Genomic DNA, 18,159 nt, shown 5'->3' with positions numbered 1-18,159 from the left:
CGACAGAGCACCACCCGCCGCACCGCGGCCCCATGATCGGAGTCACCGTGAAGAACGTCCTGAAGAGCAAGAAGTCCCTCCTCGTCGCCGGCGGGATCGTCGGGATCCTCGTGCTGGGCGGCGGCGGCGTGGCCGTCGCCTCGACCCTCGACGACCGCGTCGGCGGCGCGGCGAACGACCGGGCGCAGGAGGCGGCGCTCGCCGAGACCGGCGGAGGAACCGTCACCGACGTCGACCGTCTCGATGACGGCCTGCCCGGCTACGAGGTCGACGTCGTGCTGCCCGACGGCCGCGAGAGCACCGTGCTGCTGGGCGACGACTTCAGCGTCTCCTCGTCGCGCATCGACGACGACAGCGCCGGCCGTGACGACAGCTCCGGCCGTGACGACCGCGACGGCGACGACGACTCCGGCCGCGACGGCCGCGGCGACGACGACCTCTCCGACGACTCGACGGCCACGCCCGGCTCCTCGAGCACACCCGGCTCCGGCAGTACCTCGGGCGGCGACGACGACCTCGTCGGAACCGACTTCGACCAGGCCGCCGCGGCCGCGATCGCCGCTGCCGGCGGGGGCACCGTGACCGACGCCGACCGCAGCGACGACGGCGACACCGCCTACGAGGTCGACGTGCGCCTCGACGACGGGACCGAGGTCGACGTCGACCTCGACGCCTCCTTCGGGGTGCTCCGCACCGACGTCGACGACCGCCGCTGACCTGCCCGGCGCGCGCGCCTCCTCCGCACCCTCGGGACCCGCGCACGCCCGCGTGCGCGCCGGAGGGTGCGCGGCGTCGGCTCCGGGCTCCGGGCTCCGGGCTCCGGGCTCCGGTTCCGGGCTCCGGACTCCGTTCCTGGCTCCGGTTCCGGTTCCGGCTCCGGCTCCGGTTCCGGTTCCGGTTCCGAAAATGCCGACTGTTCGGGCCCTACTTGGGCTGCAACACCGCGATATCCGGTGCTCGCAGCCCTTCCGGTCGGGTTCTGCAGCCCGAGTCGCCCCTGGCGCCGGGCCCGCCGGCAGGAGCCGCCCGACGATGCGAGGATGACACCGTGCCCACCTTCTCCGCCGCGCGAGGCGACCACACGTTCGTCGACGCCCACGGCGTCACCGTCCACTGGTACGTCTGGCGGGCGGCCGACCCGCGCGGCTCGGTCCAGCTGATGCACGGCGTCGGCGAGCACGCGCTCCGCTACGAGGAGCTGGCGCAGCACCTCGTCCACGCGGGCTGGACCGTCTACGCCGACGACCACCTCGGCCACGGCGCGACCGGCCTCGGGCAGCACGGCGGCGACCACACGAAGCTCGGCCGCCTCGGCCCGTCGGGGCTGCGGGGAGCGGTGGAGGCGGTCGTCCAGTTCACGGGGATCATCCGCGACGACGCACCCGGCCTCCCCCTCGTGGCGCTCGGCCACTCGTGGGGGTCGCTGATGCTCCAGAAGATCGTCGACGAGCGGGCCTCGCTCTACGACGCCGTCGTGCTCAGCGGGACCGCTTACCGGGTGCCCGGCAGCATGAACGGCGGCGATCTCAACGCCCGGCACGCGCACCTCGGCACGACCGGCTTCGAGTGGCTGAGCCGCGACCCGGCGGTCGCGGCCGAGATGGCGGCCGACCCGCTCGCCGTCGACGCGAAGGTCGCGACCCTGTTCGGCTGGCGCGACGCGCTGCGGCTGCTCGGGCGCCCGGCCAAGCGGCTCGACCGCGACGTGTCGCTGCTTGTCCTCGTCGGGGGCGACGACCCGCTCGGCGGCGAGGAGAGCGCCCGCAAGCTCGCCGAGGCCTACGTGTCGAGGAGCGGCCTCACGGACGTCGAGCTCGTCGTGTACGACGGCGCCCGGCACGAGGTCTTCAAGGAGACGAACCGGGCCCAGGTCTTCGCCGACCTCGTCGCGTGGCTCGACGCGCGCCTCCCGCGCCCCTGACCCTGACCTCTCTCAAATTTGAGAGTCATCCGTCCCTCAACGGCCCGTGAGCCCTGGAGGCGCGGCGTGCAAGCACGGATCTCTCTCGCGTTGCGACGCGACCGCCGACGGTCACCATCGACCGCAGACCGTGCAGGCATAGGCTGCAGCCATGCACGGTGAGTACAAGGTCCCTGGCGGCAAGCTCGTGGTGGTCGACCTGGAGGTGCGCGAGGGCCGCATCGCCGAGTTCCGGCTCGCGGGCGACTTCTTCCTCGAGCCCGACACGGCGCTCGAAGCCATCGACCGTGCCGTGAACGGCCTGCCGGTCGAGTCCGATGCGGCGTCGATCGCCGCCGCGATCAAGGCGGGCCTCCCCGACGACGCGGTCCTGCTCGGCTTCTCGCCCGACGCGGTCGCGACGGCCATCCGCCGCAGCCTCTCGAAGGCGACCGACTGGCGCGACCACGACTGGCAGATCATCCACGACGCGCCCGTCTCGCCGAACATGCACCTCGCCCTCGACCAGGTCCTGACCGAGGAGGTGGGGGCCGGCCGCCGCCAGCCCACCCTCCGCTTCTGGGAGTGGGACCAGCCCGCCGTCGTCATCGGCAGCTTCCAGTCGCTCCGCAACGAGGTCGACCTCGACGCGGCCGCCGAGCACGGCTTCGAGGTCGTGCGGCGCATCAGCGGAGGCGGCGCCATGTTCATGGACGCCCAGTCGATCGTCACCTACTCGCTCTACGCCCCCGGCGAGCTCGTGCAGGGCATGAGCTTCGCCGACAGCTACGCCTACCTCGACGAGTGGGTCATCACGGCCCTGAAGTCGCTCGGCATCGACGCGTTCTACCAGCCGCTGAACGACATCACGAGCGCGAAGGGCAAGATCGGCGGGGCCGCCCAGAAGCGTCTCGGCAACGGAGCCCTGCTGCACCACGCCACGATGTCGTACGACATGGACGGCGAGAAGATGGTGAAGGTGCTGCGCATCGGTCGCGAGAAGATGAGCGACAAGGGCACCACCAGCGCGGCCAAGCGCGTCGACCCGCTGCGCAGCCAGACCGGGCTGCCGCGCGCCGAGATCATCGAGCGCATGAAGCAGACCTTCACCGGCCTCTACGGCGCCGAGGTCGGCCACGTCACCGACGACGAGCTCCGGGCGGCCGAGCAGCTCGTCACCACGAAGTTCGCGACGCCGGAGTGGCTCCGCCGCGTCCCCTGACCCGAGGAGGCGCGGGCCCGGTCGCCGAGTTCGGTCGCCGGACTGCCGGGCTCGGCCCGAGCCAGCAGATGCCCGAGTGGTCAGCACCTGTCCCTCCCGCGCACGGGAAGGACAGGTGCTGACCACTCGATGTGACGCGCGGGCGTCATGGGTCGGTGCGGCCCGAGCCCGAGCCTGAGCCTGAGCCTGAGCCCGAGCCTGAGCCCGAGCCCGAGCCCGAGGCTGGGCCCGTCTCGGAGGCCAGGCCCTAGCGGGTCAGGAGCTCCTGGTAGTCGACGTGCTCGTCGACCCAGTCGACGACGAACGGGCACATCGGCACGACGCGCAGCGAGGTCTCGGAGCGGACGTCGTCGAGCGCGCCCTGCACCAGCTGTGCCCCGAGGCCGGCGCCGCGGCGGGCGGGCTCGATCTCGGTGTGCGTGAAGCGGATCTCGTCGCCGACGACGTCGTAGGCGGCGAGGCCGATCGTGCTGCCGTCCTCGACGAGGACGTACTGGGCCTGCTCGGGGCGGTTCTCGACTGCTGTGCTCATCCCGACACGGTACGCCGGGTGGCTCGGGGGCTGTCCCCCGGTGCGAGAGGATGGCGACCATGCCCGTCGACTGGACCCGCGCCTCCTCGAGTCTCGTGGTCCACGGCGACAACCTCGACGCGACCGCGACGCTGCCCGACGGCGCGTTCACGGTCGTCTACCTCGATCCGCCCTTCAACACGGGCCGACCCCAGACGCGCCGCTCGACGACGTCGGTGCGCAGCGTGCCCGACTCGGCGACCGCCGTGACGGGCTTCAAGGGGCTCGGCTACGAGCGGATCCGCGGCGACCTGATGCGCTACGACGACCGCTTCGACGACTACTGGTCGTTCCTCGAACCGCGGCTCGCCGAGGCGTGGCGGCTGCTCGCCGACGACGGCACGCTCTACCTGCACCTCGACTACCGCGAGGCGCACTACGCCAAGGTGCTGCTCGACGCCCTGTTCGGCCGCGACTCGTTCCTCAACGAGATCATCTGGGCCTACGACTACGGCGCCAAGAGCCGCAACCGCTGGCCGACGAAGCACGACACGATCCTCGTCTACGTGAAGAGCCCGAAGGGGTACTTCTTCGACTCGGAGACCGTCGATCGCGAGCCCTACATGGCTCCCGGCTTGGTGACGCCCGAGAAGGTCGCGCGCGGCAAGCTGCCGACCGATGTCTGGTGGCACACGATCGTGTCGCCGACGGGACGCGAGAAGACCGGCTACCCGACGCAGAAGCCCGAGGGGGTGCTGCGGCGCATGGTGCAGGCGTCGTCGCGCGAGGGCGACTGGGTGCTCGACTTCTTCGCAGGCAGCGGCACGCTCGGCGCGGTGGCCGAGGCGCTGGGGCGTCGCTACGTGCTGGTCGACAGCAACGAGGAGGCGGTGGCCGTGATGCGCAGACGCCTCCCGGACGCGACGTTCGTCGTCGCCGAGCCGCCCCGGGCCTCCTCGGCCAGTTAGGCGGTTGCTGCGGGGGCAGGGAGGCGGCCCTCGAGCTCGGCGAGTGCCTCAGCCTCTGCCTCGGCGCGCGCCTCGGCGAGGGCGATCTCGGCGAGGGCGTGGTCGTCGACGTCGACGGCGGCCGTCATGGCCTCTAGGAACGACACGACCGCTGCGGTCTCGTCGGGCGAGAGGCCCTGGGCCGCGGTGATCATGCGGCCGTGCATGCCGGAGAGAGTGTCGGTGACCTCGGCGTGCGTGCCCTCGGTGGCCCGCAGCAGGACGCCGCGCTTGTCGGTGGGGTGGGGCAGGCGCTCGACGTGGCCGCTCGCGACGAGCCGGTTGATCAGCACCGACGTGGACGCGGAGGTGATGGCGAGGTGCTCGGCCAGCACCTTGGCGCTGACGGGCTCGTGCTTGCGGCCGGCCCGGACGAGGAACCGCAGCGCGGCGAGGTCGGTCTCGTTCATCTTCATGCTGTCGCGGGTGCGACGACGCATGTCCGACTCGGCGGCTCGGTAGCGGCGCAGGGCGTTCAGCACGGCGACTCCGCGCTCGCTGGCGCTGGAGCCGTACCAGTACCCCGTCGCGTCGTAGTTACGCCGGGTCGGCTCGGGAGGCATGCTAGAGAGTGTAGCTAAGCCGATCAGGGATTCCCATGCTGCGCGAGGGGTTCCCAGTCACTTCATGGCGGGTGCGACGGACCCGGGTCAGGCGGATCGGTCCGAGAACGGCCCGCCTGACCCGGGGCGGTCCGAGGACGGCCCGCCCGACGCGGGTCGCTCCGCCGACGGCCCGTCGCTCTCGACCGGGACGCTGCCCGTCGTCGGCGCGACCAGCGCGCCCGACGCGGCCGCCGCCTCCTGCGCTGCCAGCTCGGCCGCGAGCCGGTCGTCGTTCGCCTCGTCGATGGCCGACTTCTGCCGCAGCGGCGTCGCCTTGAGGAAGAAGCTGAGCACGAAGGCGACCAGCACGATGCCGAGCGCGACCCAGAACACGGTGACGGTCGCCTGCGCGAACCCGTCGAGGAACGGCGCCGCCAGTCGGCTGTCGGCCGTGGTGAGGAACGACGTGTTGCCGTTCAGCGCCCCGCCGACCTGCGACGAGTCGCCGTTCTGTGCCGCCTGGTAGAGGCCGAGGATGCTCGCGTTCGCGCTGTCGGCGGTGACGTTCGGGTCGGCCAGTGCCGCCTGGGCGTCGCGCTGCAGGGCAGGGTCGGCGAACGCCGCGGCGATCGTCTGCGGGATCCGCGAGAAGAGCACCGAGAACAGCACGGCGGTGCCGAGCGTGCCGCCGATCTGGCGGAAGAACGTCGACGCCGAGGTGGCCACGCCGATGTCGCGCGGGCCGACCGAGTTCTGCGACGCGATGGTGAGCGTCTGCATCAGCTGCCCGAGGCCGAGGCCGATCAGCAGCATGCCGATCATCATGAACCAGTAGGGCTTGTCGTACGAGAGGTTCGTGAACCAGAAGAAGCCGAGCGACATGAACGCGGTGCCCGTGATCGGGAAGATGCGGTAGCGGCCGGTCCGCGAGATGAGCTGGCCCGAGACGATCGACGAGATCATCAGCCCGGCGATCATCGGCAGCATCTGGAAGCCGCTCTCGGTCGGCGTCGAGCCGAGCACCAGCTGCAGGTAGAGCGGCACGGTCAGCAGCGCGCCGAACATGCCGAAGCCGACCAGCACGCCGAGCACGGTCGCCATCGAGAAGGTGGCGTTGCGGAACAGCTTCAGCGGGATGAGCGCGTCGTCGCCCATCGCCCGCTCGACCATGACGAACGAGACGATGCCGATCGCGCCGATCACGTAGCAGGCGAAGGCGCCGGGCGACGACCAGCCCCACTCGCGGCCCTGCTCGGCGACGAGCAGCAGGGGCACGGCGGCGACGATGACCGAGGCCGCGCCCCACCAGTCGATGCGGACGTTCTCGCGACGCACCTGGCCGGGGATGTGCAGGAACCGCACGACGATCGCCAACGCGACGACGCCGATCGGCAGGTTGACGAGGAACACCCAGCGCCAGCCGGTGACGAACAGGATCTGGTCGGCGCCCGCGAAGAGCCCGCCCACCAGCGGGCCGATCACGCTCGAGATGCCGAACACGGCGAGGAAGTAGCCCTGGTACTTGGCGCGTTCGCGCGGAGCGAGGATGTCGCCCATGATCGTCAGCGGCAGCGCCATCAGGCCGCCGGCGCCCATGCCCTGCACGGCACGGAACAGCGCGAGCTGGTACATGCTCGTCGAGAAGCCGGCCAGCAGCGAGCCCAGCAGGAAGATCGAGATCGCGATGAGGAACAGCGGCCGCCGCCCGAAGATGTCGGACAGCTTGCCGTAGATCGGCGTCGAGATCGTCGAGACGATCAGGTATGCGGTGGTCACCCACGCCTGCAGGCTCAGCCCGTCGAGGTCGTCGGCGATGGTCCGCATCGACGTGCCGACGATCGTCTGGTCGAGCGCCGACAGGAACATGCCCGCCATCAGGCCGAAGATCACGAAGAGGATCTGGCGGTGGGTCATCAGCCCCTGTCGCTCCGCGGGTGCCGAGGAGGCGGTGGTCGCAGGGGAGGAGGAGGCGGTGGTTCTCGACATGGCGCGGCGTCCTTCGGAGGGAACGAGGTGGTGGGGCTGCGGAGCAGGGCGGGGGCTGCTGGACCGGGCGTGGGCTGCGGAACGGGAGGAGCGAGGCGGCGACGCTGCAGCCGAGGGAGGCGCACCGAACGTGCGCAGACCGCAAAAGTACTGCACCGGCACGGCTTCCACCAGACGTGGCGGCGAGCCTGGGGACGCAGCGGGCCGAGCGGCTGCCGGGGGAGGAGCCGTAGCCTGGTGCGATGCCGTCCTCCCGCCGTCGCCGACCGTCGCATCACCGCTCGTCGGCGTCGGCCCCGCTGGCCGGGCTCGCGCTGGCCCTGGTGACGGCTGCGCTCGCGGGATGCACCTCGGGTGCCGCGCCGGACGCGAGCACGAGTGCGAGGCCGAGCGCGCCTCCTTCGTCGTCTGTTCCCGCCGCGACCGCCGAGCCCTCCGAGGAGCCTGCCCCCGTGACCAGCCCCGCCGAGCCCCCGACGCCCGCCGCGCCCGCCTTCGACAAGTCGGCGATGTCGATCGACGACCCCGCGAGCCTCTGGGTCGTGAGCGACAAGCTGAGGCCGCTGAGCCCGATCGACTACGTGCCGAGCGACCTCGTCACGATCGACGTGGCGTCGCAGAACCCTCCCGTGTTCCGTCGCGAGGCCGGCGACGCCCTGCTCGCGCTGTTCGCTGCGGGGGAGGCGGAGGGGGCCGGACAGTTCCAGGTGCAGAGCGCGTACCGGTCGTACGCCACGCAGGTGAGCGTCTACCAGGGCTGGGTCGACCGGCTCGGCCAGGCGCAGGCGGACATCCAGAGCGCTCGCCCCGGGCACAGCGAGCACCAGACGGGCCTCGTCGCCGACATCAGCCCGATCCCGCTGAGCTGCGCCCTGCAGGCCTGCTTCGGCGACACCGCCCAGGGGCAGTGGCTCGCCGCCAACGCGTGGCGCTACGGCTGGCTGCTGCGCTACCCGGCCGACAAGACGGCCGTCACGGGGTTCACCTACGAGCCGTGGCACTTCCGCTACGTGGGGGTGCCGCTCGCGACCGAGCTGCACACGACCGGCGTGACGACGCTCGAGGAGTTCTTCGGGCTGCCGGCCGCGCCGACCTACGCCGGCTGAGCCGCCGCCGCCGCCGCGCAGAACCTCCGCAAAACGGACGACTCGCCGCGGGGCCCCGCGTCAAGTCGTCCCTTTCGCGTCGCAACGCCCGCGGCAGGCCGGTCGGCCTGCCGCGGGCGGCGGGGCTGGCTAGGCGCCGAGCGCCGCGTCGACGATCTGCTTGGCCTCGGCCTGCACTCGCTTGAGGTGCTCGGGGCCCTCGAACGACTCGGCGTAGATCTTGTAGACGTCCTCGGTGCCGCTCGGGCGGGCCGCGAACCACGCCTTGTCGGTGACCACCTTGAGGCCGCCGACCGCAGCCCCGTTGCCCGGCGCCTCCGCCAGCTTGGCCGTGATGGGGTCGCCGGCGAGCTCGGTCGCCGTGATGTCGTCGCCGCTCAGCTTGCCGAGGCGTGCCTTCTGCTCCTTGCTGGCGGCGGCGTCGACGCGCTCGTAGACGGGGTCGCCGAACTCCTCGGTCAGCTCTGCGTAGAGCTGCGAGGGGGTCTTGCCGGTGACGGCGATGATCTCGCTGGCGAGCAGCGCGAGCAGGATGCCGTCCTTGTCGGTCGTCCAGACCGTGCCGTCCTTGCGCAGGAACGACGCCCCCGCGCTCTCCTCGCCGCCGAAGGCGACCGAGCCGTCGACCAGGCCGGGCACGAACCACTTGAAGCCGACCGGCACCTCCCACAGGCGACGGCCGTGCTTCTCGGCGACCCGGTCGATGATGCTCGACGACACGAGCGTCTTGCCGATGGCGGCGTCGTCGCGCCACTGCGGGCGGTGCGTGTAGAGGTAGTCGATGGCGACCGCGAGGTAGTGGTTGGGGTTCATCAGGCCGCCGTCGGGCGTGACGATGCCGTGGCGGTCGGCGTCGGCGTCGTTGCCCGTGAGCACGTCGAACTCGTCCTTGCGGTGCACGACGCTGGCCATTGCGGAGGCGCTCGACGGGTCCATCCGGATCTTGCCGTCCCAGTCGAGCGTCATGAAGCGCCAGGTCGGGTCGACGCCGGGGTTCGTGACCGTCAGGTCGAGGCCGTAGACGTCGCGGATGGCGCCCCAGTACTCGACGCTCGCGCCGCCCAGGGGGTCGGCGCCGATCTTCACGCCGGCCGCCTTGATGGCGTCGATGTCGATGACGTTGATCAGGTCGCCCACGTAGCCGCGCAGGAAGTCGTGCCGCCCGGCGCTGCCGTCGGCCTTGACGACGTCGACGTTGCCCGCGGCGATGATCTCGTTCGCGCGGTTCGCGATCCACGACGTGGCGTCGCTGTCGGCAGGCCCGCCGTGCGGAGGGTTGTACTTGAAGCCGCCGTCGCGGGGCGGGTTGTGGCTGGGGGTGACGACGATGCCGTCGGCCTTCTCGGTGTTGGCCGGGTCGGCGTTGTGCACGAGGATCGCGTGGCTCAGCGCGGGCGTCGGCACGTAGCCGCCGTCGGCGTCGGCGAGCACGTGCACGCCGTTGCCGACGAGCACCTCGATCGCCGTGCGCTCGGCGGGGGCGCTGAGCATGTGGGTGTCGCGCCCGATGAAGAGGGGGCCGGTGATGCCCTGGCCGGCGCGGTACTCGACGATCGCCTGCGTGATCGCGGCGATGTGCGTCTCGTTGAAGGCGGTGTCGAGCGACGAGCCGCGGTGGCCCGAGGTGCCGAAGACGACCTTCTGCTCGGGCACCGACACGTCGGGGACGAGCGAGTAGTAGGCGTCGACGAGCTCACCGGTGTCGATGAGGTCGCTGTCGAGTGCGGGGGTGCCTGCGCGATCGGTCATGCGCTCATCCTGGCACCAGCCGCCGACCTCCGTCGCTGCCCGGCCACGGCGCTCAGCAGGCTCTCGGACATCAGCAGGTCCTCGGACATCAGCAGGTCCTCGGACATCAGCAGGCCCTGGGTCGTCAGTAGGCTCTCCGTCATGCCGACCCCCGCCTCCTCGTCGACCTACAGCTACCTCGGCCCGGCCGGCACCTTCACGGAGGCGGCCCTCAAGCAGGTGCCCGAGGCCGCGGGCGCCGAGTGGCGCAGCGTGAACAACGTGGGCGAGGCGCTCGCCGACGTCGTGTCGGGCCGCAGCGTCGCCGCCATGATCGCGATCGAGAACAGCGTCGAGGGCGGCGTCTCGGCCACCCAGGACGCCCTGGCCACCGTGCCCGGCCTCCGCATCGTCGGCGAGTACCTGGTCGCGGTCGACTTCGTGCTCGTCGCGCGTCCGGGCACCCGCCTCGAGGAGGTGCGGGTCGTCAACGCGCACCCGGTCGCCTACGCGCAGACCCACCTCTGGCTCGAGGCGAACCTGCCGGGGCACGGGCACCTGCCGGCGACCTCGAACGTCGCTGCGGCGGCCGACCTGCTGTCGACGCCGGCCGGCGCAGGCCGCGCGGACGCCGCGGTGGCCCCGCCCACGATCACCGAGCACCACGACGTCGAGGTGCTGGCCCGCGAGATCGGCGACAACCGCAACGCCGTGACCCGCTTCGTGCTCGTCAGCCGCACCGTCCCGGTGCCTCCCGCGACGGGCGCCGACAAGACGAGCATCATCGTCGAGCTGCCCGAGGACGGCGCGGGCGCGCTCGTCGACATGCTCGAGCAGTTCGCGACCCGGGGCATCAACCTCAGCCTGATCCAGTCGCGGCCGATCGGCGACGCCCTCGGCCGGTACCGCTTCGTGATCGACCTCGAGGGGCACGTGCTCGACGAGCGCGTGGCCGACGCGCTGCTCGGGCTCAAGCGGTTCAGCCCCAACGTGATGTTCCTCGGGTCGTACCCCCGGGCCGACGCCCGCCCGGTCGTCGTCGTGCCGCGCTACGACGACGACGCGTTCGTCGACGCGCGCGACTGGCTCCGCGGGCTGGTCTCGGGAGCCTGAGCCGCGCCTCCTCGGCACGAGCGCGCCCCTTCGTCGTGCCTGACGGTTGGGAGCGGAGGAGGCGCGGGTCGTCAGGCCGGGACGCGCACCGTCAGCGCCCCGGGATCGACCCACGTCTTGATGGCGACGGCCTTGCCGACCGAGTCGCCGTCCATCTCGAAGTCCTGCGGCTCGTCCAGGCGCACGACGATCTCGCGCCCCTTCGAGTAGCGGACCGTGCGCACCTCGCGGCTGTGCGCCATGATCTTGCGTCCGACGGAGCTGCGACGCAGCACTCCGTTCTCCCACACGATCTTGACCCAGATCTGCACCCAGCCGAAGAAGCCGTCGGGGCGCAGGGCGACGATGTCGAAGACGCCGTCGTCGACCGCGGCGTCGGGCAGCAGCATGATGTTGCCGGGCAGCAGCCCGCAGTTGCCGACGAGCACCGTGTGGGCACGCATCGTCTTGCGGCCCTGGCCGTCGAGGTCGTACCGGATGACCATGCTGTTGTCGTCGCGGAGCGAGCGCGCGATGGCGTCGACGTAGGCGAGCCAGCCGACGCGGGCCTTGAGCTTCGGGTTGGTGTTGGCGAGCATCTTGGCGTCGAGGCCGATGCCGGCCATGACGACGAACGCGAAGCGCTCCCGCTCGCCGTTCTCACGCTCGACGTCGACGAGCCCGAGGTCGATGGCGCGGTCGCGGCCGGAGAACGCGGTGGCGACGGAGCCGTCGAGGTGGTCGAGGTCGAGGTTCAGGTTGCGGGCCAGCAGGTTGCCCGTGCCGCTCGGCAGCAGGGCGATGGCGGCGTGCGAGCCGCGGAGCGCCTCGGCCACGGCGCGGACCGTGCCGTCGCCGCCGGCCGCGATGACGACGTCGGCGCCCTCGGCCACGGCCGTCGCGGTGATGCCGCCGCCGGGATCCTCGACGCTGGTCTCGTAGAAGCGGGTCGGCCCCCAGCCGGCCTCGGCCTCGTGGCGCAGCACGGCCGCGCGGACCCTCGCGATGTCGACCTTGATGGGGTTGTAGACGACGGCAGCCGTCTTCTGGACCGTCGCGGCGGCGGGCGCCGAGGAGGACTCGGCGGGCGAGGCGGCGGGGGAGGTCGTCATCCGCCCACCGTAACGGGCGGGCACGACGCGAGGCCTGCCTCCTGCGCCGCCTGGGGAAGGATGCGCGGTCCGCACCTGCGCCTGGGGAGAGCGCCGAGCGTCAGGGGGCGTCCATAAGATGGACCCGTGATCGATCCCCAGCTGCTGCGCGATGCCCCCGACGTGATCAAGACGAGCCAGCGGGCCCGAGGTGAGTCGGAGTCGCTGGTCGACGACGCGGTCGCCGCCGACGCCGCCCGTCGCTCGGCCATCGCCTCGTTCGAGGAGCTGCGGGCCGAGCAGAACGCGTTCGGCAAGACCGTCGCCAAGGCGCCGAAAGAGGAGAAGGCCGGTCTCGTCGCGCAGGCCCAGCAGCTGGCCGCCAAGGTGAAGGAGGCGCAGGCCGCGTCGACCGAGGCCGACATCGCCTTCGACAAGGCCGTCCGGTCGCTCGGCAACGTCGTCGTCGACGGCGTGCCCGCCGGCGGGGAGGAGAACTTCGCGACGCTCCGCGAGGTCGGCACCCGCCCCTCCTTCGACTTCGAGCCCCTCGACCACGCCGACCTCGGCGAGAAGCTCGGCGCGATCGACATCAAGCGCGGCACGAAGGTGTCGGGCTCGCGCTTCTACTTCCTGCGCGGCATCGGCGCCCGCCTCGAGCTCGCGCTGATGAACATGGCGCTCGACAGGGCGATCGAGAACGACTTCACGCCGCTGATCACGCCGACGCTGGTGCGGCCCGAGATCATGGCGGGCACCGGGTTCCTCGGCTCGCACTCCGACGAGGTCTACCACCTGCCCGCCGACGACCTCTACCTGACGGGCACGAGCGAGGTGGCCCTCGCCGGGTACCACTCGGACGAGATCCTCGACGTGACGGCCGGGCCCATCCGCTACGCCGGCTGGTCGACCTGCTACCGACGTGAGGCGGGCGCCGCCGGCAAGGACAACCGCGGCATCCTCCGCGTGCACCAGTTCAACAAGCTCGAGATGTTCAGCTACGTGCACCCCGACCAGGCCGAGCAGGAGCACGACGCGCTCGTCGCCCTGCAGGAGTCGATGATGCAGGCGCTCGGCCTCAACTACCGCGTGATCGACGTGGCCGCGGGCGACCTCGGCTCGAGCGCGGCGCGCAAGTTCGACATCGAGGCCTGGGTGCCGACGCAGGGCACCTACCGCGAGCTCAGCAGCACCTCGAACTGCACCACGTTCCAGGCTCGTCGCCTCGACACCCGCTACCGCACCGAGAGCGGCAAGACCGCGCCCGTCGCGACGCTGAACGGCACGCTGGCGACCACGCGCTGGCTCGTGGCGATCCTCGAGACGCACCAGCAGGCCGACGGCTCGGTCGTCGTGCCCGAGGCGCTGCGTCCGTGGCTCGGCGGCCTCGAGGTCATCGAGCCGGTCGCGTGAGCGGCGGCGAGGTGGCGACCAGCGAGAGCTCGAGCTGGGACGACGACACCCGCCGTCGGTCGGCCCCCGTGGCGGCGACCGTGTCGGCCGACGAGCGCTGGCTCGTCGCGCTCGACGTCGACGGCACGATCATGCAAGAAGGCGGCACCATCTCGGAGGCGGTGGCCGGCGAGATCACGCGCCTCGCCTCCCAGGGGCACGCGGTGATGATCGCGACCGGACGATCGGTGTCGATGACCCTGCCCGTGATGGACCGCCTCGGCCTCGTGTCCGAGTACGTCGTCTGCGCGAACGGAGCCATCACGCTGGGGCGCGACGAGTCGGCGCCGACCGGCTACTCGCAGTTCCACGTCGAGGAGTTCGACCCGACCGACGTGCTGACCACCATCCGCGAGGGACTGCACGAGGCGGCCTACGCCGTCGAGGACCGCGACGGGGTCATGCGCTACTGCGGCTCGTTCCCCCAGGTGGAGCACACGGGCGGTGCCGAGAAGGTCGAGTTCGAGCAGCTCTTCGACATCGCGGCGACCCGCGTCGTCGTGGTGTCGCCGTCGCACGACACCGACGACTTCCTCGAGGTGGTCGAGCGGATGGGCCTGCAGAAGGTGAACTACAACGTCGGCTGGACGGCGTGGCTCGACATCGCGCCCGACGGCGTGACGAAGGCGACGGCCCTCGAGCGCGTGCGTGCCGAGCTCGGCATCCCGCGCGAGCGCGTGCTCGCCGTGGGCGACGGCCGCAACGACATCGCCATGCTGCAGTGGGCCGCCGCCGAGGGCCGCGGCGTCTCGATGGGACAGGCTCCCGACGACGTGCACGAGGTCGCCAACGAGCGCACCCGCACCGACCTCGACGACGGCCTCGCGGAGGCGCTCGCGCAGCTCTGAGCTGGCGCTGGCCGCTCGGAAGGGTGTGAGCCGACGAGAAGTGCGCTTCGGTGGTGGCCCGCGAGCAGTTCTCGCCGTTTCGTGGGCGGAGGGAGTGCCTCGGCTAGACTCGGCGCGGTCGCACCGGCTCCGGCGGGTGTGCCGGGAGGGCTGTCCGAGCGGCCGATGGAGCTTGTCTTGAAAACAAGTGGGCAGAGATGTCTCGTGGGTTCGAATCCCACGCCCTCCGCCACCACAGCCCGAGCAAGCAGCGAGACCAGCCGCGTCAGCCCGACCAACGCGCCGGCCTGCACCGCTGGCGTCGTGACGCTCTAGTCGTCCGTCGGGCGGCGGCGCTGCTGCTTCGTGGCCGAGCGCTCGTTCTTCGCGGTGAGCCGGCGGCGGTCCGAGCCGCGGGTGCGCCGGGTCGGACGCCGAGCTGCCGCGTCGGGAGCGAGTCCCGCTGCGACCACGTCGGCGAGCTTCGCCAGCGCGGTCTCGCGGTTGCGCAGCTGCGACCGCTGCTCGGACGACGTGACCGTCAGCACGCCGTCGACCAGTCGGCCGCCGAGACGGGCGAGCAGCAAGGCACGCTGGTCGTCGTTGACGGCGGCGGAGGAGGCGACGTCCCACGAGAGCTGCACCCGGCTGTCGGACGTGTTCACGTGCTGACCTCCCGGGCCCGACGAGCGCGAGAACCGCCAGACGAGCTCGGCCGCGGGCACGGTGAGCGCACGCGACACGACGAGGTCCATGCGGTCAGCTTCGCACGAGGCAGGCGCGGGCGGTGAGGGAGGCGCGGGTGGGGCTGGGGCGGCGCGGCTACGCGCCCTGCCCGGTCGCCTTGCGCAGCAGCGCCGCGATGACGGGGCTCGTCGTCTCGTCGACGCTCGCGAGCGCGTACGACGTCGGCCACATGTCGCCATCGTCGAGCTGGGCCGCGTCCTGGAAGCCCATCGTCGAGTAGCGGCCGCCGAACTTCGAGCCGGGCTGGAAGAACACGACGATCTTGCCGTCCGCGTCGGCGTACGAGGGGAACCCGTACCAGGTCTTGGGGGCGAGCATCGGGGCGTGCTCGAGGACCAGGGCGTGCAGTCCCTCGGCGACGACCCGCTCCTCCTCGGGCATCGCGGCGTGCGCGTCGAGGACCGCCTGCAGCTCGGCCGCTGCCTTGTCCGCGGACTTCTGCCGCTTGGCCTCGGCGCGCAGCTCGGCCGCGCGTTCCTTCATCGCCGCGCGCTCCTCCTTGCTGAAGCCCTGCTCGCCTGACGCCATGATGTGTTCCTCTCGTCGTGGACCTGTCGCCGCTGTTCGCGCAGCCGCAGCCGCAGCCGCAGCTCCGCGCACGGCAGCCGCAGCCGCAGCTCCGCGCACGGCAGCCGCGAGCGGGTCGCGCTCATCCTGGCCGCGCACCCCCGGCGCCACAAGTGCGCGCCCCTAGGGTGTGCACATGTCGTCGCCGTTCACGCGCATCCCCGCCGACCAGCACGTCGCCGCGAACGAGCTCGCCTTCGCGGTGCGGGACGCGAATCCCGTCTCGCCAGGCCACACGCTGGTCGTGCCGCGACGCGAGGTGGCGACCTGGTTCGACGCGACGGCGGACGAGCACGCTGCCCTCACGGCCCTGGTCGAGGAGGTGCGGCTGCAGCTGGACGACGAGCTCGCGCCCGACGGCTACACCCTCGGCGTCAACGTCGGGGAGGCGGCCGGCCAGACGGTCATGCACCTCCACGTGCACGTCATCCCCCGGTGGACGGGCGACGTGCCTGAGCCCCGCGGGGGAGTCCGCGGCGTCATCCCCGAGCGGCGCGACTACCCGCCGACGCCGTAGGCGGCCAAGGCGGACAAGGCGGCCAAGGCGGCTGGGCAGGCAGGCAGGCAGGCGGCCGGGCAGGCGGCCAGGTGAGCTGTCGGAGCGGGGACGGCAGACCTGCCGTCAGGCGGTCGACACCGCCGCCACGATCCGCTCCGCCCCGAACCGCCAGGCGGCGTCGACGTCGCCGCCGAGTCCGAAGCCGCCGGCGAGCTCCATGCTCACGAAGCCGGCGGCCCAGGCGGTCACCGTGCGCGCCGCCTCCAACGCCCGGTCCTCGCCCGCGAGGGCGCCCGCGTGATGCAGGATCGGCCGGCTCGTCGCCGCGCCGAACTCCGGCCGCGCGGTCGGGACGCCCGGCCCCGGCGTCATCACCAGCTGGAACGCCGCCGGCCGCTCGTGCCCGAACGCCCGGAAGCGGTCGACCAGGTCGCCCAGGTCGGCGCTCTGCTCGAGCCGCTCGCCCACCTCCTCGAGGGTCGCCTCCGCCACCAGCTGCACCAGCTGGTCCCGTCCCTGCACCCGCTTGTACAAGGAGGGGGCGCGCACGCCGACCCGCTGGGCCACCGCCTGCATGGTCAGGCCGGCCAGCCCCTCCGTCTCGAGCAGGTCGCGGGCGGCGGTAACGATGGCCTCCAAGGAGGTGCGGTCGGGAGTCGGCATCCGTCCACCATACCTATTGACCGTAGCCATGATGGCTATGTATCGTAGCCATCATGAAGATCAGCGAGCACGTCCACCGCCTCGGCAACGACATCGTCGCCTCCTACCTCGTCGTCACGCCCGAGGGCGTCACCGCCGTCGACGCCGGCCTGCCCGGGCACCGCCGCGAGCTGCTCGCCGAGCTCGCCTCGCTGGGCCTCGGACCGGCCGACGTCGCCGGCGTGGTCCTGACGCACGGCGACTCCGACCACGTCGGCTTCGCCGAGTGGCTGCGCCGCGAGCACGGGGTGCCGGTCTACGTCCACGCCGCCGACGCCTCCCGCGCGAAGGGCGGCGACAAGCCCGCCGGTCTGAAGCAGCAGATGAAGATCGGCGCGATGCTGCAGTTCCTCACGTACTTCGTCCGCAAGGGCGGCGCACGCTCGGCCTGGCTCAGCGAGGTCGTCGAGGTGCACGACGGCGACGTGCTCGACCTGCCCGGCTCGCCGCGCGTGATCAGCGTGCCCGGCCACTCGGAGGGCAGCATCGCCGTCCACGTGCCGCTCGCCGACGCCCTCTTCGTGGGCGACGCGCTGACGACCAGGCACGTGCTCACCGGCGCGGAGGGGCCACAGCCGGCGCCCTTCACCGACGAGCCCGAGCGCGCCGTCGCGTCGCTGCGCGCCCTGGTCGACACGGGCGCGACGTGGGTGCTGCCCGGGCACGGCGCCCCCTGGGGCGGGGGAGTCGGCGCCGCGGTCGCCGCCGTCGAGGCCGCCGCCGCGCGCTGACGCGCGGCGCGCGCTGACCCGCCGCGGGCCAGTCGCCGCTGGCGGCGGCACCCCGAAGTGGACCATGCACCTCGTCGTTCGGGGGTGTCTGGTCCACTCCGGGGTGCGGGGCCGATCGAGGGTGCTCCGCGCGCGGACCGCTCGCCGATCACGGGCGGACAGCGCGCATGCCTCGGCCGGACAGGACGCACACCGCTGGTGGACAGCACGCACGCCACGGGCACCGAGGAGGCGCGCACGCGACGTGCAGGATCACTCGCGCCGGTCCTGCGCAGCGGGGACGAGCGACGTACCCCCACCCCCGAAGACGGGCGACGGGAGCCTCCGGACGGGGGGTGGGGGCGGATCCGGCGTCGTGGTGCACTGACGTCGTCGCCAGGCGGGCCGATCGAGGCCCGTCGGCCGGCGCCGACGTCCAGCCGTCGGCGCAGCACCTGCGGCGCCGA

The 18,159-nt window shown here is 72.2% G+C and carries 19 protein-coding genes and 1 tRNA gene; 11 read left to right on the top strand and 9 right to left on the bottom strand.

The window, feature by feature from the left end:
• Window positions 1–32 precede the first annotated feature (32 nt).
• From EDF18_RS07760 to EDF18_RS07745, 3 genes are all read left to right on the top strand, one after another.
• Window positions 33–716 carry a PepSY domain-containing protein gene (locus EDF18_RS07760; protein ID WP_123547104.1) on the top strand — a complete coding sequence of 228 codons (684 nt, stop codon included), beginning with the start codon at window positions 33–35 and terminating at the stop codon, window positions 714–716.
• 332 nt (window positions 717–1,048) lie between these two features.
• On the top strand, window positions 1,049–1,921 hold the full coding sequence (locus tag EDF18_RS07750) for an alpha/beta fold hydrolase (RefSeq protein ID WP_123547103.1): 873 nt from the start codon (window positions 1,049–1,051) through the stop codon (window positions 1,919–1,921).
• Between the two features lie 151 nt (window positions 1,922–2,072).
• The gene (locus EDF18_RS07745) at window positions 2,073–3,122 is read left to right on the top strand and encodes a biotin/lipoate A/B protein ligase family protein (protein ID WP_123547102.1); all 1,050 of its coding nucleotides are present in this window, start codon (window positions 2,073–2,075) and stop codon (window positions 3,120–3,122) included.
• A 247-nt stretch (window positions 3,123–3,369) separates the two neighbouring features.
• Here the strand turns inward: EDF18_RS07745 and EDF18_RS07740 are convergent, their stop codons facing one another.
• Window positions 3,370–3,654: a GNAT family N-acetyltransferase gene (locus EDF18_RS07740; RefSeq protein ID WP_123547101.1), complete on the bottom strand. Its 285-nt coding sequence runs from the start codon at window positions 3,652–3,654 to the stop codon at window positions 3,370–3,372.
• A gap of 59 nt (window positions 3,655–3,713) precedes the next feature.
• On the opposite strand from EDF18_RS07740, the gene EDF18_RS07735 reads away from it, so the two are divergent.
• Window positions 3,714–4,601 (top strand): site-specific DNA-methyltransferase, encoded by an 888-nt coding sequence (locus tag EDF18_RS07735; protein WP_233569026.1) that lies wholly within the window; start codon window positions 3,714–3,716, stop codon window positions 4,599–4,601.
• Here EDF18_RS07735 and EDF18_RS07730 read toward each other — a convergent pair.
• Both EDF18_RS07730 and EDF18_RS07725 read right to left on the bottom strand, forming a co-directional pair.
• A complete protein-coding gene (locus EDF18_RS07730; RefSeq protein WP_123547099.1) occupies window positions 4,598–5,203 on the bottom strand; it encodes a MarR family winged helix-turn-helix transcriptional regulator in 606 nt (201 codons plus the stop codon). The genes EDF18_RS07735 and EDF18_RS07730 overlap by 4 nt on opposite strands.
• Window positions 5,204–5,290: 87 nt before the next feature.
• Window positions 5,291–7,171, bottom strand: a complete 1,881-nt coding sequence (locus tag EDF18_RS07725; RefSeq protein WP_369878205.1) for an MDR family MFS transporter — start codon at window positions 7,169–7,171, stop codon at window positions 5,291–5,293.
• Between the two features lie 452 nt (window positions 7,172–7,623).
• On the opposite strand from EDF18_RS07725, the gene EDF18_RS07720 reads away from it, so the two are divergent.
• A complete protein-coding gene (locus EDF18_RS07720; RefSeq protein WP_233569025.1) occupies window positions 7,624–8,277 on the top strand; it encodes a M15 family metallopeptidase in 654 nt (217 codons plus the stop codon).
• Window positions 8,278–8,406: 129 nt separating this feature from the next.
• Here the strand turns inward: EDF18_RS07720 and pgm are convergent, their stop codons facing one another.
• Both pgm and EDF18_RS16330 read right to left on the bottom strand, forming a co-directional pair.
• Window positions 8,407–10,026 (bottom strand): phosphoglucomutase (alpha-D-glucose-1,6-bisphosphate-dependent), encoded by a 1,620-nt coding sequence (gene pgm / locus EDF18_RS07715; protein WP_123547096.1) that lies wholly within the window; start codon window positions 10,024–10,026, stop codon window positions 8,407–8,409.
• Window positions 10,023–10,169, bottom strand: a complete 147-nt coding sequence (locus EDF18_RS16330; protein ID WP_158614649.1) for a hypothetical protein — start codon at window positions 10,167–10,169, stop codon at window positions 10,023–10,025. Before EDF18_RS16330 ends, pgm begins: the two co-directional genes overlap by 4 nt.
• On the opposite strand from EDF18_RS16330, the gene pheA reads away from it, so the two are divergent.
• Window positions 10,168–11,118 carry a prephenate dehydratase gene (gene pheA / locus EDF18_RS07710; protein WP_123547095.1) on the top strand — a complete coding sequence of 317 codons (951 nt, stop codon included), beginning with the start codon at window positions 10,168–10,170 and terminating at the stop codon, window positions 11,116–11,118. The two genes, EDF18_RS16330 and pheA, sit on opposite strands and share 2 nt — an antisense overlap.
• A 71-nt stretch (window positions 11,119–11,189) precedes the next feature.
• On the opposite strand, the gene EDF18_RS07705 is transcribed toward pheA, so the two are convergent.
• Window positions 11,190–12,209 (bottom strand): diacylglycerol kinase family protein, encoded by a 1,020-nt coding sequence (locus EDF18_RS07705; RefSeq protein ID WP_123547094.1) that lies wholly within the window; start codon window positions 12,207–12,209, stop codon window positions 11,190–11,192.
• Window positions 12,210–12,335: 126 nt separating this feature from the next.
• On the opposite strand from EDF18_RS07705, the gene serS reads away from it, so the two are divergent.
• From serS to EDF18_RS07690, 3 genes are all read left to right on the top strand, one after another.
• Window positions 12,336–13,601, top strand: a complete 1,266-nt coding sequence (serS, locus tag EDF18_RS07700) for a serine--tRNA ligase (protein ID WP_123547093.1) — start codon at window positions 12,336–12,338, stop codon at window positions 13,599–13,601.
• Window positions 13,598–14,488 (top strand): HAD family hydrolase, encoded by an 891-nt coding sequence (locus tag EDF18_RS07695; protein ID WP_233569024.1) that lies wholly within the window; start codon window positions 13,598–13,600, stop codon window positions 14,486–14,488. The genes serS and EDF18_RS07695 overlap by 4 nt, the downstream gene beginning before the upstream one ends.
• A gap of 144 nt (window positions 14,489–14,632) precedes the next feature.
• Window positions 14,633–14,720, top strand: a tRNA-Ser gene (locus EDF18_RS07690).
• 79 nt (window positions 14,721–14,799) lie between these two features.
• Here the strand turns inward: EDF18_RS07690 and arfB are convergent.
• On the bottom strand, window positions 14,800–15,222 hold the full coding sequence (gene arfB / locus EDF18_RS07685) for an alternative ribosome rescue aminoacyl-tRNA hydrolase ArfB (protein ID WP_123547092.1): 423 nt from the start codon (window positions 15,220–15,222) through the stop codon (window positions 14,800–14,802).
• 67 nt (window positions 15,223–15,289) lie between these two features.
• Complete coding sequence (locus EDF18_RS07680) at window positions 15,290–15,742, bottom strand: hypothetical protein (RefSeq protein WP_123547091.1); 453 nt, start codon at window positions 15,740–15,742, stop codon at window positions 15,290–15,292.
• 175 nt (window positions 15,743–15,917) lie between these two features.
• Between EDF18_RS07680 and EDF18_RS07675 the strand changes: the two genes are divergently transcribed.
• Entirely contained in the window at window positions 15,918–16,298 is a 381-nt protein-coding gene (locus EDF18_RS07675; protein ID WP_199732356.1) for an HIT family protein, read from the top strand.
• Between the two features lie 105 nt (window positions 16,299–16,403).
• Here the strand turns inward: EDF18_RS07675 and EDF18_RS07670 are convergent, their stop codons facing one another.
• The gene (locus EDF18_RS07670) at window positions 16,404–16,943 is read right to left on the bottom strand and encodes a TetR/AcrR family transcriptional regulator (RefSeq protein ID WP_123547089.1); all 540 of its coding nucleotides are present in this window, start codon (window positions 16,941–16,943) and stop codon (window positions 16,404–16,406) included.
• Window positions 16,944–16,996: 53 nt separating this feature from the next.
• On the opposite strand from EDF18_RS07670, the gene EDF18_RS07665 reads away from it, so the two are divergent.
• Window positions 16,997–17,713: an MBL fold metallo-hydrolase gene (locus tag EDF18_RS07665; RefSeq protein ID WP_123547088.1), complete on the top strand. Its 717-nt coding sequence runs from the start codon at window positions 16,997–16,999 to the stop codon at window positions 17,711–17,713.
• Window positions 17,714–18,159 lie beyond the last annotated feature (446 nt).

The sequence above is a fragment of the Frigoribacterium sp. PhB107 genome (genome assembly GCF_003751515.1).
In the GTDB taxonomy this organism is placed as follows: domain Bacteria; phylum Actinomycetota; class Actinomycetes; order Actinomycetales; family Microbacteriaceae; genus Frigoribacterium.
This window is presented reverse-complemented; position numbering and strand designations above follow the sequence as displayed.